This window comes from Dietzia sp. CH92 (assembly GCF_032248695.1).
Classification (GTDB): domain Bacteria; phylum Actinomycetota; class Actinomycetes; order Mycobacteriales; family Mycobacteriaceae; genus Dietzia.
In genome coordinates, this window is sequence record NZ_JAVHXC010000004.1 from 175,973 (window position 1) to 193,598 (window position 17,626).

Here is a 17,626-nt window from a genome sequence, read left to right on the forward strand (position 1 = left end):
CTCCACGGAGGATTCGCCTAGTGGCCTATGGCGCTCGCCTGGAACGCGGGTTGGGGTTTATAGCCCCTCAGGGGTTCAAATCCCCTATCCTCCGCCGCAGACGCGGCCCGGAGCTCTCGAGCACCGGGCCGCGTCGCTCATTTCCCGGTCCCGCAGGCCCACCGCGCACCTCGCCAGCGCATCCGGCCCCACTCGCGCTGGCCCGCTGCACATCCGAGCAGCCTGCCAGCGCACCCCGCCGCATTCGCGCTGGCCCGCTGCACATTCGGACATCCCGCCAGCGCATCCGGCCCCAGTCGCGCTGGCCCGCTGCACATTCGGGCACCCCGCCAGCGCATCTCGCCCCACTCGCGCTGCCACGCTGACTTATGCGCCCTCTGTGCTCGCTTTCCGGCTACTTGCGCTGGCGCGCGGGACCATTCCGCCAGCGCGGGTCGTTCCCCCAGCGCATCTCAGGCCACTCGCGCTGCCTTCCTGCCAAGGGGCGCCCGGCCCGCGATCGACGCCCCGCCCGCGGCTGCCGGCCCGCGATTGACGCCCCGCCCGCGGCTATCGGCCCCCGCCCGCCACCGCATAGCACCGGTCCCGCCCGAACCGCCCCGCCCGCCCCCGCACAGCACCGGCCCGGCCCGGACCGCCTCCCACGCCAGCGCGCGGTCTCGCCCGACCCCGCCGCCGAACCGACGTCCGCAGGCCCGACCCGTGGGTAGAGTCGCGATCGTGACCGAGACCGCAGGCCACGATGTCGCCCTCCGGGTGCTCGTCTACAGCCACGACGCCACCACCCGCGCCCGCGTCATGTCCGCCCTCGGCACCCGCCCGCACCCGGACCTGCCCCGGCTCGATTACACCGAGGTCGCCACCGCCCCCGTGGTCGTGGAGCACATGGACGCCGGGGGCATCGATCTGGCGATCCTCGACGGCGAGGCGACTCCAACCGGCGGCCTGGGGCTGGCCAAGCAACTGCGCGACGAGCTCGACCGCTGCCCGCCTCTACTGGTGCTGATCGGCCGCGCGGACGATCGCTGGCTCGCCGACTGGTCGCGGGCCGACGCCTCGGTGCCGCACCCGATCGATCCGCTCCGCCTGCGGGACACGGTCAACGCCCTGCTCGCGCCCGCCTGAGTCCGGCCCGGCACACCGATCAACCCGCCCGGCCCCGCACACCGATCAACCCCGCCCGGCCCGCCGCGCGCCCCCTCGCACGCCGCTGACCAGCCACGACACGCCGTCTGGCCGAACTCCGGACATACGTCAACACGGTGTGAGTAGAGTCACAATCACGGGTCGGGAAGAGACCGACCCACCGGGGAGGCGGACGACCGGCCCCCACAGCCGGATGCTCGACCTCCCACAGCGGTTGCTTTAAGAAGCGCGCCCACAGGCGGCTTCTCGACACAAGCGCGAGGAGTGATGCGGTGTGAACGAGTACGTGCCCATCCTGGTGTTGGGGGCCCTGGCCGTCGCCTTCGCCGTCTTCTCGTCGGTGGTGTCGTCGGTGGCGGGGCCGAGCCGCTTCAACCGCGCGAAACTCGAGGCGTACGAGTGCGGCATCCAGCCGACACCGCAGCCGGTGGGCGGCGGCCGCTTCCCGGTGAAGTTCTATCTCACGGCGATGCTGTTCATCATCTTCGGCATCGAGATCCTCTTCCTCTACCCCTGGGCCGTGCACTTCGACCAGCTGGGCGTGTTCGGGCTCGCCGCCATGGCCCTGTTCGTCGTCAACGTCTCCGTCGCCTACGCCTACGAGTGGCGCCGCGGCGGGTTGAGCTGGGACTGACCCCTACAGGCGTCGAGAGGAGGCGATCATGGGACTCGAGGAGAAGCTGCCGGCCGGATTCCTGTTGACCACGGTCGAGCAGCTGGCGGGGTACATGCGCAAGGGTTCGCTGTGGCCGGCGACGTTCGGCCTGGCGTGCTGCGCGATCGAGATGATGGCCACGAGCGGCGGCCGCTACGACCTTGCCCGGTTCGGCACGGAGGTGTTCCGCGCGTCGCCCCGGCAGGCCGACCTCATGATCGTCGCCGGCCGGGTGAGCCAGAAGATGGCGCCGGTCCTGCGACAGGTGTACGACCAGATGGCCGAGCCCAAGTGGGTGCTGTCGATGGGCGTGTGCGCGTCGTCGGGCGGGATGTTCAACAACTACGCGATCGTCCAGGGCGTCGACCACATCGTGCCCGTCGACATCTACCTGCCGGGGTGTCCGCCGCGGCCGGAGATGCTCATGCACGCGATCCTCACGCTGCACGACAAGATCCAGAACATGCCGCTGGGCGCCAACCGCGCCGAGGCGGTCCGCGCCGCCGAGCGTGCCGCGCTCGATCAGCGCCCGCTCATCCCGGTCGAGGGGATGTTCCGATGACCGACCGCACGCCCGAGCGCCCCGACGACCGCTCCCCCTCGGCCCCGGACCGCACCGATGCCGCGGGCGTCCCGGTCGCCGCCGACCCCCACGACGCCGCGGGCCCGGACGTGGTGGGGGTGCGGCACGGGATGTTCGGAGTGCGCGGGTCCGGGGACACCTCCGGGTTCGGGGGCCTGGTGCGCCCGACCGTCATGCCCGGCGGGACCCCACCGCCCTATGAGGACGACGACGACGAGGTCATCCGCGCGCTCACCGCGGCCCTGCACCGGCGGGGCGGGCCGAACTTTCACGAGGCGGTCGAGAAGGTCGTGGTCCACTGCGGGCAGCTCACCCTGCACGTGGTGCGCGAGCACCTACCGGCGGTGGCCCTGACCCTCCGGGACGACCCGGACCTGCGCTTCGAGATGTCGCTGGGCGCGAGCGGGGTGCACTACCCCGACTCCTCGGGGCGGGAGTTGCACGTGGTGTATCCGCTGCAGTCGATCACCCACAACCGGCGCGTGATGCTCGAGACGTGCGCCCCGGACGCGGACCCGCACGTACCGACCCTCACCCGCGTCTATCCCACGACGGACTGGCACGAGCGGGAGACGTACGACTTCTTCGGCGTGATCTTCGACGGGCACCCGTCGCTGACGCGGATCGAGATGCCGGACGACTGGGAGGGCCACCCGCAGCGCAAGGACTACCCGCTGGGCGGCATCCCGGTGCAGTACAAGGGCGCGACCATCCCGCCGCCGGACCAGCGGAGGGCGTACTCATGACCACCGACCGCACCCGCGCGGGGCGCTCGGCCCGCGCCGATCGCGCCGCGGACTCCGACACCGTCCTCACCGCGTCCGGGCAGGACTGGGAGGCGATCAGCGAGGCCGCGCGCAACGCCGACGACGACCGCATCGTGGTGAACATGGGGCCCCAGCACCCGTCCACCCACGGGGTGCTGCGCCTCATCCTCGAGATCGAGGGCGAGACGGTCACCCGCGCCAGTTGCGGGATCGGGTACCTGCACACGGGCATCGAGAAGAACCTCGAGTACCGCTACTGGACGCAGGGCGTGACGTTCGTGACGCGGATGGACTACCTGTCGCCGTTCTTCAACGAGGTGGCCTTCTGCCTCGGGGTGGAGCAGCTGCTGGGGATCAGCGAGCAGGTGCCGCAGCGGGCGACGGTGATCCGGGTGATGCTCATGGAGCTCAACCGGATCTCCTCGCACATGGTCGCCCTGGCCACGGGCGCCCTCGAGCTGGGCGCGAGCACGCCGATGCTCTTCGGCTTCCGCGAGCGCGAGCTCGTCCTGGACGTGTTCGAGGTGATCACCGGACTGCGGATGAACCACGCGTACATCCGGCCCGGCGGGGTCGTCCAGGACCTTCCCGACGAGGCCGTGCCCAAGGTGCGCGAGCTGCTCGACATCATGCCCGGGCGGATCCGCGAGATGGAGCTGCTGCTGCGGGAGAACCCCATCTGGAGGATGCGACTGCAGGACGTCGGCTACCTCGACCTCACCGGGTGCATGGCCCTGGGCGTCACCGGACCGGTCCTGCGGGCGACGGGCCTGCCGCACGACGTCCGCAAGACCGACCCGTACTGCGGGTACGAGTCCTACGAGTTCGACGTGGTCACCGGCTCGGCGAGCGACTGCTACGACCGCTTCGTCATCCGGGTCGACGAGATGAAGGAGTCGCTCAAGATCATCGAGCAGTGCCTCGACCGCCTGGCGCCCGGCCCGGTGATGGTCGACGACCCCAAGATCGCCTGGCCCGCCCGGCTCAAGGTCGGCCCCGACGGTCTCGGCAACTCCCCCGCGCACATCCGCCACATCATGGACAGCTCCATGGAGGCGCTCATCCACCACTTCAAGCTCGTCACCGAGGGCTTCCCGGTCCCGCCGGGGCAGGTGTACGTCCCCGTCGAGTCCCCCCGCGGGGAGCTGGGCGTGCACATGGTCTCCGACGGCGGCACCCGCCCGTACCGCGTGCACTACCGGGACCCCTCGTTCACCAACCTGCAGGCCGTGGCCGCGATGTGCGAGGGCGGCATGGTCGCCGACGTCATCGCGGCCGTGGCCAGCATCGACCCCGTGATGGGAGGGGTGGACCGATGAGCGAGCCCGTGTTCCTGCAGTTCGGCCAGCAGCCGGACGAGCCGGGCGCGATCGTCCGACCCGACGCCCGGAGGCACTATCCCAACGACGTCCTCGAGCGACTGCGGGCCGACGCCGCGCTGATCGTCGCCCGCTACCCGCAGGCCCGCTCGGCGCTGCTGCCCCTGCTCCATCTGGTCCAGGCCGAGGACGGTCACCTCACGCCCGCCGGCATCGAGTTCTGCGCTCTCGTCGTCGACCTGTCCCCCGCCGAGGTCATGGCCGTCGCCACCTTCTACTCGATGTACCGCCGCACGCCGACCGGCGACTACCTGGTCGGGGTGTGCACCAACACCCTGTGCGCGGTGATGGGCGGCGACGAGATCTACGCCGACCTGCGCGACCACCTGGGCCTCGACGGGCCCGGCACCACCGCCGACGGACGCGTCACGCTCGAGCGCATCGAGTGCAACGCGGCCTGCGACTACGCGCCCGTGGTGATGATCAACTGGGAGTTCTTCGACGACCAGACCCCCGCCTCCGCGCGGCAGGTGGTCGACGACCTGCGCGCGGGCCGCGAGGTCACCCCGACCCGCGGAGCGCCACTGTGCACCTTCCGCGAGACCTCCCGGATCCTCGCCGGATTCCCCGACCCCCGGCCCGGCGCCAACGACGGCGCCCCCGGCGAGGCCACGCTCGCCGGACTGCGCATCGCCCGCGCACACGACATGCGCGCGCCCGAGCCACCCGCCGCCCCGGACGCCCCGACCACGCCGGACGCCTCGGACGCCCCGGACGAGGAGGCCTGACATGCCGCTCGCGCCCTACCTCAGCCGCTACTGGGACACCCCCCGCAGCTGGACCCTGCAGACCTACCTCGAGCACGACGGCTACGCGGGCCTGCGCAACGCCCTCGCCGCCGAGCCCGACGAGGTCATCTCCACCGTGCTCGACTCCGGCCTGCGCGGCCGCGGCGGGGCGGGCTTCCCCACCGGCCGCAAATGGGGCTTCATCCCCCAGGACACCGGCGCCGACGCCGCCGACCCCTCCGCCGCGGCCAGACCCCACTACCTCGTGGTCAACGCCGACGAGTCCGAACCCGGCACGTGCAAGGACATGCCGCTCATGCTGGCCACGCCGCACGTGCTGGTGGAGGGCGTGATCATCGCCGCCTACGCGATCCGCGCCTCGCACGCGTTCATCTACCTGCGCGGCGAGGTCGTGCCCGTACTGCGGCGACTGCAGACCGCGGTGGCCGAGGCGTACGAGGCCGGTTACCTCGGTCGCGACATCCTCGGCAGCGGATTCGATCTCGACGTGGTGGTCCACGCCGGCGCCGGGGCCTACATCTGCGGCGAGGAGACGGCACTGCTCGACTCGCTCGAGGGCCGCCGCGGGCAACCGCGCCTGCGGCCGCCGTTCCCCGCCGTCGCCGGGCTCTACGCCTGCCCGACCGTCGTGAACAACGTCGAATCCATCGCCAGCGTCCCCGCGATCCTGCAGCACGGACCCGAGTGGTTCCGTTCGATGGGCACCGAGAAGTCCCCCGGCTTCACCCTGTACTCACTGTCCGGGCACGTCGCCCGGCCCGGCCAGTACGAGGCGCCGCTCGGGATCACCCTTCGGGAGCTGCTCGACCTCGCCGGCGGGATCCGCGAGGGCCACACCCTGAAGTTCTGGACCCCCGGTGGCTCCTCGACGCCCCTGCTCACCGACGCCCAGCTCGACATGCCCCTGGACTACGAGGGCTGCGCCGCCGAGGGCACGATGCTCGGCACCAAGGCGCTGCAGATCTTCGACGACACCACCTGCGTCGTGCGGGCCGTGCTGCGGTGGACCGAGTTCTACGCCCACGAGTCCTGCGGCAAGTGCACGCCGTGCCGCGAGGGCACGTTCTGGTTGCGGCAGATCATGACGCGGCTCGAGGACGGCACCGCCACCGCCGACGACCTCGACCGACTGCTCGACATCTCGGACAACATCGTCGGCAAGTCGTTCTGCGCACTCGGCGACGCTGCCGCCGCCCCGATCGTCTCGTCGATCCGGTTGTTCCGCGACGAGTACCTGGCCCACATCCCCGACGGGTGCCCCTTCGATCACAGCCGCTCCACCGTCTTCCCGCGCACCGCGGGCGCCGGGGCCGGTTCGCGGCGTCCGCCCGTACGCCCGGCGCGCGGGCCGTCATCGCGATCCGAGGAGGTGGCCCGATGACCTCGGCCACGTCAGGTGCCCCCCGCGACGCCCGCGGGCCGGCGCACGAGCCCGCCCGGGACACCGACCGCGGCGAGGGCCGCGTGGCCGACCGCGCGGAGGACCTCGTCACCCTCACCGTCGACGGCCGCGAGGTCTCGGTGCCGCCGGGCACGCTCATCATCCGCGCCGCCGAACGGATGGGCGTGCAGATCCCGCGCTTCTGCGATCACCCGCTGCTCGACCCGGCCGGCGCGTGCCGCCAGTGCATCGTCGAGGTCGAGGGCGCGCCCAAGCCGGTCACCTCGTGCACCACCCCGGTCACCCAGGACATGGCCGTGCGCACGCAGTTCACCTCCGAGGTCGCCGACAAGGCCCAGCGGGGCGTCATGGAGCTGCTGCTCATCAACCATCCGCTCGACTGCCCGGTCTGCGACAAGGGCGGCGAGTGTCCGCTGCAGAACCAGGCGCTCATGAGCGGGCACGGCCGGTCCCGGTTCACCGAGGTCAAGCGCACGTTCCCCAAGCCGATCGCCATCTCCTCCCAGGTCCTGCTCGACCGCGAGCGCTGCGTCATGTGCGCCCGCTGCACGCGGTTCTCCGAGCAGATCGCCGGCGACCCGTTCATCGACCTGTTCGAGCGCGGCGCCCAGCAGCAGGTCGGCGTGTACGGCGACGAGCCGTTCGAGTCGTACTTCTCCGGCAACACCGTGCAGATCTGCCCGGTCGGCGCCCTCACCGGCGCCCAGTACCGCTTCCGCGCCCGCCCGTTCGACCTCGTCTCCAGCCCCGCGGTGTGCGAACACTGCGCGAGCGGCTGCGGCCAGCGCACCGACCACCGCCGCGGGACCGTCCTGCGGCGCCTCGCCGGCGACGACCCGCAGGTCAACGAGGAATGGAACTGCGACAAGGGGCGCTGGGCGTTCACCTACGCCACCCAACCCGACCGCATCACCACGCCGATGATCCGCGGGGAGGGCGGCGGGCTCGTCCCCGTGCCGTGGCCCACCGCGCTCGCGGCCGCCGCCGACGGGCTGGCCGCGGCCCGGGGCCGCACCGGCGTCCTGACCGGCGGTCGCCTCACCGCCGAGGACGCCTACGCCTACGCCAAGTTCGCCCGCACCGTGCTGGGCACCAACGACGTCGACTTCCGCGCCCGCCACCACTCCGAGGAGGAGGCCGCGTTCCTCGCCGAGCGCGTGGTCGCCCGCGGGCCGGCCGGCGACGCCGTCACCTACACCGACCTCACCGACGCCCCCGCCGTGCTGCTCGTGGGCTTCGACCCAGAGGAGGAATCGCCGATCGTCTTCCTCCGGCTGCGGCGGGCCGCGCGCGACGCCGGACTGAAGGCGTTCGCGATCGCCCCGTTCGTGAGTCCGGCCGTCCGCAAGATCCGCGGCGCCCTGCTCCCGACGGTCCCCGGGGCCGAACCCGAGGTGCTGCGGGCCCTCGCCGTCGTCCCCTCCGGGGGCGGCGACCCCACCTACGGCGCACTGCCCGCGCTACTACGCGAACCCGGCGCGGTGATCCTGATCGGCGAACGACTCGGCGCGATCCCCGGCGGACTCACCGCCGCGGCCGCCCTCGCCGACGCCACCGGGGCCCGCCTGGCGTGGGTACCGCGACGCGCCGGGGACCGCGGGGCGCTCGAGGCCGGCTGCCTGCCCGGGCTGCTGCCCGCCGGCGCACCCGTCACCGACGACACCGCCCGCCGCCTGCTCGCCGAGTTGTGGCGCTGCGACGACCTGCCCGCCGAACCCGGCCGGTCCACCTCCGGCCAGCTGGCCGCGGCCGCCTCCGGGGAGCTGTCCGCGCTGCTCGTCGGCGGGGTCGAGGCCGCCGACCTGCCCGACCCCGCCGCCGCGCTCGCCGCGGTCGAGGCAGCCGCGTTCGTGGTGAGCCTCGAGCTACGACGCAGTGAGATCACCGACCGCGCGGACGTCGTCCTGCCGGTCGCGCCCGTCGCCGAGAAGGCCGGGACGTTCGTGAACTGGGAGGGCCGCCCCCGCCCCTTCGCCGCCGCGCTGACCCGCACCGACGCCATGCCCGACCACCGCGTACTCAACGCGCTCGCCGAGGAGATGGGCGCGTGGTTCGGGCTGCCGGACGTCGAATCCGCCCGCCGCGAGATGCGGGCCGTCGGCGAGGCCCTCCTACCTCAGCCGCGCCGGCACGACCCGCAGCCGCACGCGTTCGCCCCGCAGCCGCACGCGTTCGACCCGCAGCCGCACGCCGACATGGCGTCTCGCGCGCCCTTCGGCGGGGGCGAGACGCCATCGCCGGGAGCGGCTGCGGGAGCGGGCTCGGGCGCAGGTGCGGCTGCGGTGACGAGGGGCGCCGAGCCGGGGCCGGGGCAGGCCGTCCTGGCGACCTGGCGGATGCTGCTCGACGCCGGCCGCATGCAGGACGGCGAACCGCACCTGGCCGGCACGGCCCGCCGCCCGGTCGCCCGACTGTCGCCCACGACCGCACGCGACCTCGGCGCAGGCGAGGGCGACCCGGTGACCGTCTCCACCGACCGCGGGGCGATCACCCTGCCGCTGGCGATCACGGAGATGCCCGACCGCGTGGTGTGGGTGCCGCAGAACTCCCCCGGCTCGGCCGTCAACGCCACCCTCGGCGCGGCCGCGGGCGAGATCGTGGGCATCGCCGCCAGGGGGACCGCCGCCGGGGAGGTGACGGCATGAACGCCGTCTCGCCGGCAGCCGCAGGCGCGGTCCCGGCAGCCGCGGGCGCGGTCCCAGCCGCCGCCACCGACCTCTCGGCCTTCGGGGCGGACCCGTGGTGGCTCGTGCTCGTGAAGGTCCTCGCCGTGTTCGTGTTCCTCGTGGTGACCGTGCTCGCCGCCATCTACCTCGAACGCAAGATCCTCGCGTGGATGCAGATGCGGATCGGCCCCAACCGCGTCGGCCCGGGCGGCATCCTGCAGAGCCTGGCCGACGGCGTGAAGATCGCCCTCAAGGAGGGCCTCATCCCCGCCGGCGTCGACAAGCCGATCTACCTGTTGGCCCCGGTCATCGCGGTGATCCCGGCGTTCATGGCGTTCGCGGTGATCCCGTTCGGGCCCGAGGTCTCCGTGTTCGGCACGACCACCCCGCTGCAGCTCACCGACCTGCACGTGGGGATCCTCTACGTGCTGGCCGTCACCTCGATCGGCGTGTACGGCATCGTCCTCGCCGGCTGGTCATCGGGCTCGACGTACCCGCTGCTCGGCGGCCTGCGCTCCACGGCCCAGGTGATCAGCTACGAGATCGCCATGGCCCTGTCCTTCGTGGGCGTGTTCCTCTTCGCCGGCACCATGTCCACCTCGGGGATCGTGGCCGCGCAGTCGCAGGTGTGGTTCGTGTTCCTGCTCGCGCCGTCGTTCGTCATCTACGTCATCTCCATGGTCGGCGAGACCAACCGCGCCCCCTTCGACCTGCCCGAGGCCGAGGGCGAGCTCGTGGGCGGCTTCCACACCGAGTACTCGTCCCTGCGGTTCGCGATGTTCATGCTGGCCGAGTACGTCAACATGACCACCGTCTCCGCGCTCGCCGCGACCCTGTTCCTGGGCGGTTGGCAGGCGCCGCTGCCGTTCTCGCTCATCCCCGGCGCCGACTCCGGGTGGTGGGCGCTCCTGTGGTTCGTCGCCAAGGTGTGGACGTTCCTGTTCCTGTTCATCTGGCTGCGGGCCACCCTCCCGCGGCTGCGCTACGACCAGTTCATGGCCTTCGGCTGGAAGGTGCTCATCCCCGTCTCCCTGGCCTGGGTCATGGCCGTGGCCACGATCCGGGTGGTCGTGGGTCCCGAGTCGGAGCTCCTCACGCCGGCCATGGTGATCGCGGGCCTGGTCGCGGTCGCGGTCATCGTCGTCGTCCACCGGACCCGCACCCGACGCGGCGGCCGCGCCGCGCCCACCGACGCCGGTCCGTCCGGCGCCGCGCGCACCGACCCCGCGCCCTTCGACCCCACCGCCGGCGGGTTCCCCGTCCCGCCACTCCCGCACCAGCGCGCCGCGCTTGGCCGCGCTGGCGCCCCCACCGAGCTCGACGCCGCCGGCACCGCCCCGACCACCGACACCGCCCCGAGTCAGGAGGCCCGCCATGCCTAGGGTTCCCAGGTTCCTCGAGCCGCTCGCCGGGTTCGGGGTGACGTTCGCGACGATGTTCCGGAAGGCCCACACCGAGCAGTACCCGGAGGAGAAGGTCCCGACCGCACCCCGCTACCACGGGCGGCACCAGCTCAACCGGTACGCCGACGGGCTCGAGAAGTGCATCGGCTGCGAGCTGTGCGCGTGGGCGTGTCCGGCCGACGCGATCTACGTCGAGGGCGCCGACAACACCGCCGAGGAGCGCTACTCCCCCGGCGAGCGGTACGGGCGGATCTACCAGATCAACTACCTGCGCTGCATCGGCTGCGGCCTGTGCGTCGAGGCGTGCCCGACCCGCGCGCTGACCATGACGAACGAGTACGAGATGGCCGACGACAACCGCGCCGACCTCATCTACGAGAAGCACGACCTGCTCGGACCCATGCTCGCCGGCATGGTGCCGCCGCCGCACGACATGGTCCCCGGCACCGACCACGCCGACTACTACCGCGGCGAGATCACCGGGGCGGTGCCCGAGCAGGGCGAACCGTACGACCCCGGACGCGGCGACACCGCGGCGGGCCGGGCAGACGGTGCCGCGGCAGGCGCCCGACGCGGGGGCGGGTCGGCATGAGCGGCGGGGAGTCGGTGCTGTTCTGGGTCCTCGCGGCGATCGCGGTGGCCGGCGCGCTGGGCGTCGTCTCGGCGACGCGGGCCGTCTACTCCGCACTGTGCCTGGCGACGACCATGGTCTCGCTGGCGGTGCTGTACATGGCGCAGGGCGCGGTGTTCCTCGGCGTCGGGCAGATCGTCGTCTACACCGGCGCCGTGATGATGCTGTTCCTGTTCGTGGTGATGCTCATCGGCGTGGAGTCCTCGGACTCACTGGTCGAGCGGATCCGCGGGCACCGGGTCGCGGCGATTCTCGCCGGGCTGGGCTTCGGCGTCCTGCTCGCGACCGGGCTCGCGCGGGCCGAGCTCCCACCGTTCGCCGGGTTCGCCGCCGGGCGGTCCGAGGTGCCGGCGTTGGCCGAGCTGCTGTTCTCGCGGCACGTGTGGGCGTTCGAGCTCACCGGGGTGCTGCTCATCATCGCCACCCTCGGCGCCATGGTCCTGGCCCACCGCGAACGCTTCACCGGCCGACGCACCCAACGCCAGATGTCGGAGCAGCGGTTCCTCGACTGGCAACGCGACGACACCGCCCGCGTCACGCCCCTGCCCAGTTCGGGCGTGTACGCGCGCCGCAACTCCGCCGACGTGCCCGCCCGGCTGCCCGACGGCTCCGACGCGCCGGACTCGGTGAGCGAGGTCCTGCGGCGCCACGCGGCCGATCGCGCGGACGGGCCCGACGCACTCGGCACCGGCGGGGGTGGGCGCGCGTGAACCCCGAGCTCTACCTGTACCTCTCGGCCGTGCTGTTCACCATCGGCGCGGCCGGGTTCCTGCTGCGGCGCAACGCGATCGTCGTGTTCATGTGCATCGAGCTCATGCTCAACGCCACCAACCTCGCGCTCGTGGCGTTCGCGCGGATGCACGGCGACGTCACCGGGCAGGTCTTCGCGTTCTTCATCATGGTCGTGGCCGCCGCGGAGGTCGTGATCGGCCTCGCGATCATCATGGCCATCTACCGTTCCCGCCGATCGGCGTCGGTCGACGACGCCAGCCTGCTCAGGTACTAGGGGGGACGACGATGACGACGACGACGACGACGACCGCAGCCGCCCTCGCCCCGGCCGTCACCGGGTCCGCGCTCTGGCTCATCCCCGCCCTGCCCCTGCTCGGGGCCGCGGTCCTGCTGGTGCTCGGTCGGCGGGCGGACCGGTGGGGCCACCTGCTCGGATGCGCGACCGCGCTGGGCTCGTTCGCCGTGGCGGCCTGGCAGCTGGTCGCGATGACCGGCCGGGCGGCCGGCGACCGGGCGGCCGCGCAGACGCTGTTCACCTGGATCTCGGTCGGCGAGCTGCGGGTCGACTTCGGCCTGCGCCTCGACGAGCTGTCGATGCTGTTCGTCCTGCTGGTCACCGGCGTGGGCCTGCTCATCCACGTCTACTCGATCGGGTACATGGCCGCCGACCCCGCGCGGCGGAGGTTCTTCGCGTACCTCAACCTCTTCCTCGCGGCGATGCTGGTCCTGGTGCTGGCCGACAACTTCCTCGGCCTCTACCTGGGCTGGGAGGGTGTGGGACTGGTCTCGTACCTGCTCATCGGGTTCTGGCAGCACAAGCCCTCCGCGGCGACGGCGGCGAAGAAGGCGTTCGTCGTCAACCGCGTGGGCGACATCGGGCTGGGCGTGGCGCTCATGGTCATGGTCACGCAGCTGGGGACGGTGTCGTACGAGGGCGTGTTCGCCGCCATCGAGGGCCGTGCAGGCGCGGGCGGCGCGGTCGGCCCGGGCCTCGTCACCGCACTCGGGCTGCTGTTGCTGCTCGGCGCGTGCGCCAAGTCCGCGCAGGTCCCACTGCAGTCGTGGCTCGGCGACGCCATGGAGGGCCCCACCCCGGTGTCGGCGCTCATCCACGCCGCGACCATGGTCACCGCGGGCGTCTACCTCATCACCCGCGCCAACCCGGTCTTCGACACCGCGCCCGCCGCCCGGGCCGCGGTCCTGGCCGTCGGCGCGGTCACGCTCCTGTACGGGGCCGTGATCGGCTGCGCGAAGGACGACATCAAGAAGGTGCTCGCCGCCTCGACCATGAGCCAGGTGGGCTACATGGTGCTCGCCGCCGGCCTCGGCCCCGCCGGGTACGCGCTCGCGATCATGCACCTGCTCACGCACGGTTTCTTCAAGGCCGGACTCTTCCTGGGCGCCGGTTCGGTCATGCACGCCATGGACGACGAGGTCGACATGCGCCGCTACGGCGGACTGCGGGCGGTCATGCCCGTCACCTTCATCACGTTCGGCCTGGGCTATCTCGCGATCATCGGGGTGCCCCCGTTCTCCGGCTTCTACTCCAAGGAGGGCATCATCTCCGCGGCCTTCGACGCGGGCGCGGGCCCGGCCGGGGCGGGCGCACCGCTCGGCTACCTGCTGGGCGCGGTCGCGCTGCTCGGCGCGGGCCTGACCGCGTTCTACATGACCCGCGTGATGATCCTGACCTTCTTCGGCCCCCGCCGCTGGGCCGACGGCGCCCACCCGCACGAGTCGCCCGCGACGATGACCGGGCCGATGATCGCGATCGCCCTGGGCTCCGTGCTCGCCGGCGCGCTGCTGTCGATCGGCGGCCGACTGCAGGACTGGCTCGCCCCGGTCGTCGGCGACCACCACCCCGAGCACGTCCTGCCCGTGTGGCTCGTCACCACCGCCTCGCTGGTGGCGGTCGCCGCCGGCGTCGCTGTGGCGGCCCGCCTCTACGCCCGTGCGGACATCCCCGCCACAGCACACGAGGGCTCGGCGCTCACCCGCGCGGCCCGCCGCGACCTCTACGCCGACCATCTCAACGAGACGCTGTTCATGCGACCCGGGCAGGCGCTGGCCGCCGGCACCGCGATCGTCGACCGGCGGCTGGTGGCCGGCGCCGCGACCGGCCTGGCCGCCGCGGTCGGCGGACTGTCCGCCCGGACGCGTCTCCTGCAGTCCGGACTCACCCGGTCCTACGCGCTGTACATGCTGGTCGGCGCGGTCCTGGTGATCGCGGCCATGCTGGGCGGAGGTGTCCTGTGACCGGCCCCGGACTGCTCACCGCGCTGTGGCTCACGCCGCTGGTCGGCGCGCTCCTCGTCGTCGTCGCCCCCGGCAGCGCACGCCGCGCGGCGCGGCCCCTCGCCCTGGTCACGTCCCTGGTCGTCCTGGGGTTGGCGGTCGTCCTGGCCGTGCGGTTCGAGCCCGGCGGCGCCACCCACCAGTTCGTCGAATCGCGGCCGTGGATCCCCGCGTTCGGCGCCACGTACTCGCTCGGCCTCGACGGCATCGCGCTCGTCCTGGTCCTCCTCACCGCCGGGCTCATGCCGCTGCTGCTGCTGGCCGGATGGCGCGACGCGGACGGGCCGGACGGGTCCACCGGCCGACGCGCGCAGGCGTACCCCGCCCTCCTGCTCGCCACGCAGGGGCTCGCGCTGGTCGCGTTCACCAGCCTCGACGTGCTGCTGTTCTACGTCGCGTTCGAGGCCATGCTCGTGCCGCTGTACTTCCTCATCGGCGCCTTCGGCGGCACGGACCCGGGCAGCGCCGACCGGGCGCGCGCCGCGGTGCGGTTCCTCCTCTACAACCTCCTCGGCGGGCTCGTCATGCTCGCCGCGGTGATCACCCTCTACGTCCACACGGACCGGGCCGGGCTCGGGCCCGACGGCCGCGGCACGTTCGACCACCGCCTCATCACCGACGCCGTCGCCGACGGTCGACTGCAGATCCCGTCCGGCGCGGCGCTGCTGCTGTTCGCCGGGTTCACGCTCGCGTTCGCCATCAAGGCGCCCCTGTGGCCGTTCCACACGTGGCTGCCCGGCGCCGCCGTCGCCGCCACGCCCGCCTCCGCCGTGCTCATGATGGCCGTGGTCGACAAGGTCGGCACGTTCGCGATGCTGCGGTACAGCCTGCCGCTGTTCCCCGGCGCCGCCGACACCGCGACGCCCGTCATGGTGACGCTCGCGGTGATCAGCATCGTCTACGGCGGGCTCATGGCGATCGCGCAGACCGACCTGCTGCGGCTCATCGCCTACGCGTCGATCTCGCACTTCGGGTTCATCGTGCTCGGCGTGTTCGCCGCGACCCCCCGGTCCGCCGCCGGCGCCACGCTGTACATGGTCAACCACGGCCTCGCCACAGCCGCCCTGTTCCTCGTGGCCGGGTTCCTCGTGCACCGGCACCGGACCCGGGAGATCGGCCGCTACGGCGGTGTCCAGCAGGTCGCGCCGGTGCTGGCCGGGGTGTTCCTCGTGGCCGGGCTCGCGACCCTCTCCCTGCCGGGGCTCGCGCCGTTCATCAGCGAGTTCCTCGTCTTTGTGGGCACCTTCGAGGTCTATCCCGTCGCCGCGGTGCTGGCCACGGCGACGTTCGTCCTGGCCGCGGTCTACATCCTGTGGACCTACCAGCGCGTCATGGGCGGACCCGTCGCCACCGGCCTCGAGGCGACCCCCGACCTCACCGCGCGGGAGCGCGTGGTGCTGGCCCCGCTGGTCGTGGCCCTGATCGTGCTGGGCTTCTACCCGCAGCCCGCGCTGGACGTGATCGACCCGGCGGTCGCGGCGACCGTCGCCCACGTGGACGGAGCCCCCCGATGACCCCGGACATCGCCTACTCCCAGCTGCTGCCGCTGCTCGTGGTGTTCGGCGCCGCGATCGTCTCCGTGCTCGTGGAGGCGTTCGCCCCCGCCCGGCACCGCTACCGCGCCCAGATCGTCCTGTACCTCGGCGGACTCACCGCCGCGCTGGTCACGGTGGTGGCGCTCGCGGGGACCCGGGCGGTGACGGCCGGTGGCGCGGTGGCCGTCGACGGGCCCGCCCTGTTCCTCCAGGGCGCGACGGTCCTGGTGGCGATCGGCGCCGGGGTGCTCATCGGCGAGCGGGCGCGGGTCGGCGCCGAGGCTCGGGCCGGGAACGCGTCGCGGGTCGGGGCGGAGGCGCGCCCGCCGGTGCTCGCCGGGTTCGCGCCGCAGGCCGCGCTCGCACCGGGCGGCGACGCCGAGCGCGAGGCCGAACGCGCCGGCGTCACCCAGACCGAGGTCTTCCCCCTGGCCCTGTTCGCCACCGGCGGGCTCATGCTGTTCCCCGCCGCGAACGACCTCATCACCCTGTTCATCGCGCTCGAGGTCCTGTCCCTGCCGCTGTACGTGCTGTGCGGCATGGCCCGCCGCCGGCGGCTGCTCTCGCAGGAGGCCGCGGTCAAGTACTTCCTGTTGGGTGCGTTCTCCTCCGCGTTCTTCGCCTACGGGGCGGCGCTGATCTACGGCTACGCGGGGACTGTCGACTTCACCGGGATCGCCGCCGTGGTGGCGGTCGAGGGAGGCACCCCGCTCGCGTTGATCGGCGTGGCGATGCTGTCGGTGGGCCTGCTGTTCAAGGTCGGCGCGGTGCCGTTCCACACGTGGACGCCCGATGTCTACCAGGGCGCGCCCACGTCGATCACCGCGTTCATGGCCGCCGGCACCAAGCTCGCCGCGTTCGGTGCGATCCTGCGGTTCTTCCACGTCGCGGTGCGAGACATGGAGGCCGACTGGGCGCCGGTGCTGTGGGTCGTCTCGGCGCTGACGATGATCGTCGGCACGGTCGTCGGGGTGACACAGAACGACGTCAAGCGGCTGCTCGCGTACTCCTCCGTCGCACACGCCGGGTTCCTTCTCACCGGGGTGCTCGGGCCGACCGCCGCCGGCGTGCCCGCCACCCTGTTCTACCTCGCCGCGTACGCCGTGAGCACCGTCGGCGTGTTCGCCGTGGCCGGACTGGTCCGGGACCCCGAGGGCGCCGAGATCACCGACCTGCGGGCCTGGTCCGGGCTCGGCCGCCGACAGCCGCTCGTCGCGGGGGCGTTCGCCCTGCTGCTCCTGGCACTGGCGGGAATCCCGCTGACCAGCGGATTCATCGCCAAGTTCGCGGTGTTCTCGGCGGCCGTGTCCGGCGGCGCGGTGAGTCTGGTGGTGTTCGGCGTGCTCACCAGCGCGATCGCCGCGTCGTTCTACATCCGCGTGATCGTGGTGATGTTCTTCCGCGAGGGCGACACCGGGGCCGGCGTGGCGGGCGGAGGCGTGGCGGGCGGCGGCCTGGCGGGCGGCGCGGGCACCGGCGAGGTGGCGTTCGCCCGCCGGCCGCTGACGCTCGCCGTGGTGGCGGTGGCGGCGGTGGTGACGGTCGCCCTGGGGATCCTGCCGCAGCCGCTGCTGGACCTGGCCGACGCGGCGTCGGTGTTCGCCGGGTAGGCCACGTCGGGTTCGCGGGATAGGCCGCGCCGCACCCGACCACCGAGCGGCCCCTGGCCCGAGGCCCTACTGA

The 17,626-nt window shown here is 72.8% G+C and carries 15 protein-coding genes and 1 tRNA gene; all 16 read left to right on the forward strand.

The window, feature by feature from the left end:
* Positions 1-6: 6 nt before the first annotated feature.
* Positions 7-94, forward strand: a tRNA-Ser gene (locus RWK90_RS10155).
* A gap of 626 nt (positions 95-720) precedes the next feature.
* Positions 721-1,125 carry a hypothetical protein gene (locus RWK90_RS10160; RefSeq protein WP_314037412.1) on the forward strand — a complete coding sequence of 135 codons (405 nt, stop codon included), beginning with the start codon at positions 721-723 and terminating at the stop codon, positions 1,123-1,125.
* A gap of 295 nt (positions 1,126-1,420) precedes the next feature.
* Entirely contained in the window at positions 1,421-1,780 is a 360-nt protein-coding gene (locus RWK90_RS10165) for an NADH-quinone oxidoreductase subunit A (protein WP_007631723.1), read from the forward strand.
* 28 nt (positions 1,781-1,808) lie between these two features.
* On the forward strand, positions 1,809-2,363 hold the full coding sequence (locus tag RWK90_RS10170) for an NADH-quinone oxidoreductase subunit B family protein (RefSeq protein WP_314037416.1): 555 nt from the start codon (positions 1,809-1,811) through the stop codon (positions 2,361-2,363).
* A complete protein-coding gene (locus RWK90_RS10175; RefSeq protein ID WP_396230313.1) occupies positions 2,360-3,130 on the forward strand; it encodes an NADH-quinone oxidoreductase subunit C in 771 nt (256 codons plus the stop codon). The genes RWK90_RS10170 and RWK90_RS10175 overlap by 4 nt, the downstream gene beginning before the upstream one ends.
* Complete coding sequence (gene nuoD / locus RWK90_RS10180; protein ID WP_314037418.1) at positions 3,127-4,470, forward strand: NADH dehydrogenase (quinone) subunit D; 1,344 nt, start codon at positions 3,127-3,129, stop codon at positions 4,468-4,470. Before RWK90_RS10175 ends, nuoD begins: the two co-directional genes overlap by 4 nt.
* Positions 4,467-5,258 (forward strand): NADH-quinone oxidoreductase subunit NuoE, encoded by a 792-nt coding sequence (gene nuoE / locus RWK90_RS10185; protein ID WP_314037420.1) that lies wholly within the window; start codon positions 4,467-4,469, stop codon positions 5,256-5,258. Before nuoD ends, nuoE begins: the two co-directional genes overlap by 4 nt.
* A gap of 1 nt (position 5,259) precedes the next feature.
* Entirely contained in the window at positions 5,260-6,660 is a 1,401-nt protein-coding gene (gene nuoF, locus RWK90_RS10190) for an NADH-quinone oxidoreductase subunit NuoF (protein ID WP_314037422.1), read from the forward strand.
* Complete coding sequence (locus RWK90_RS10195; protein WP_314037424.1) at positions 6,657-9,326, forward strand: NADH-quinone oxidoreductase subunit G; 2,670 nt, start codon at positions 6,657-6,659, stop codon at positions 9,324-9,326. The genes nuoF and RWK90_RS10195 overlap by 4 nt, the downstream gene beginning before the upstream one ends.
* The gene (nuoH, locus tag RWK90_RS10200; RefSeq protein WP_314037426.1) at positions 9,323-10,729 is read left to right on the forward strand and encodes an NADH-quinone oxidoreductase subunit NuoH; all 1,407 of its coding nucleotides are present in this window, start codon (positions 9,323-9,325) and stop codon (positions 10,727-10,729) included. The genes RWK90_RS10195 and nuoH overlap by 4 nt, the downstream gene beginning before the upstream one ends.
* A complete protein-coding gene (nuoI, locus tag RWK90_RS10205; protein ID WP_314037428.1) occupies positions 10,722-11,342 on the forward strand; it encodes an NADH-quinone oxidoreductase subunit NuoI in 621 nt (206 codons plus the stop codon). The genes nuoH and nuoI overlap by 8 nt, the downstream gene beginning before the upstream one ends.
* A complete protein-coding gene (locus RWK90_RS10210; RefSeq protein WP_314037429.1) occupies positions 11,339-12,091 on the forward strand; it encodes an NADH-quinone oxidoreductase subunit J in 753 nt (250 codons plus the stop codon). The genes nuoI and RWK90_RS10210 overlap by 4 nt, the downstream gene beginning before the upstream one ends.
* Entirely contained in the window at positions 12,088-12,387 is a 300-nt protein-coding gene (gene nuoK, locus RWK90_RS10215; protein ID WP_314037431.1) for an NADH-quinone oxidoreductase subunit NuoK, read from the forward strand. Before RWK90_RS10210 ends, nuoK begins: the two co-directional genes overlap by 4 nt.
* A gap of 11 nt (positions 12,388-12,398) precedes the next feature.
* The gene (gene nuoL, locus RWK90_RS10220) at positions 12,399-14,369 is read left to right on the forward strand and encodes an NADH-quinone oxidoreductase subunit L (protein ID WP_314037433.1); all 1,971 of its coding nucleotides are present in this window, start codon (positions 12,399-12,401) and stop codon (positions 14,367-14,369) included.
* Positions 14,366-15,922: an NADH-quinone oxidoreductase subunit M gene (locus RWK90_RS10225; protein WP_314037435.1), complete on the forward strand. Its 1,557-nt coding sequence runs from the start codon at positions 14,366-14,368 to the stop codon at positions 15,920-15,922. Before nuoL ends, RWK90_RS10225 begins: the two co-directional genes overlap by 4 nt.
* Entirely contained in the window at positions 15,919-17,553 is a 1,635-nt protein-coding gene (gene nuoN / locus RWK90_RS10230; RefSeq protein WP_314037437.1) for an NADH-quinone oxidoreductase subunit NuoN, read from the forward strand. The genes RWK90_RS10225 and nuoN overlap by 4 nt, the downstream gene beginning before the upstream one ends.
* Positions 17,554-17,626: the final 73 nt, after the last annotated feature.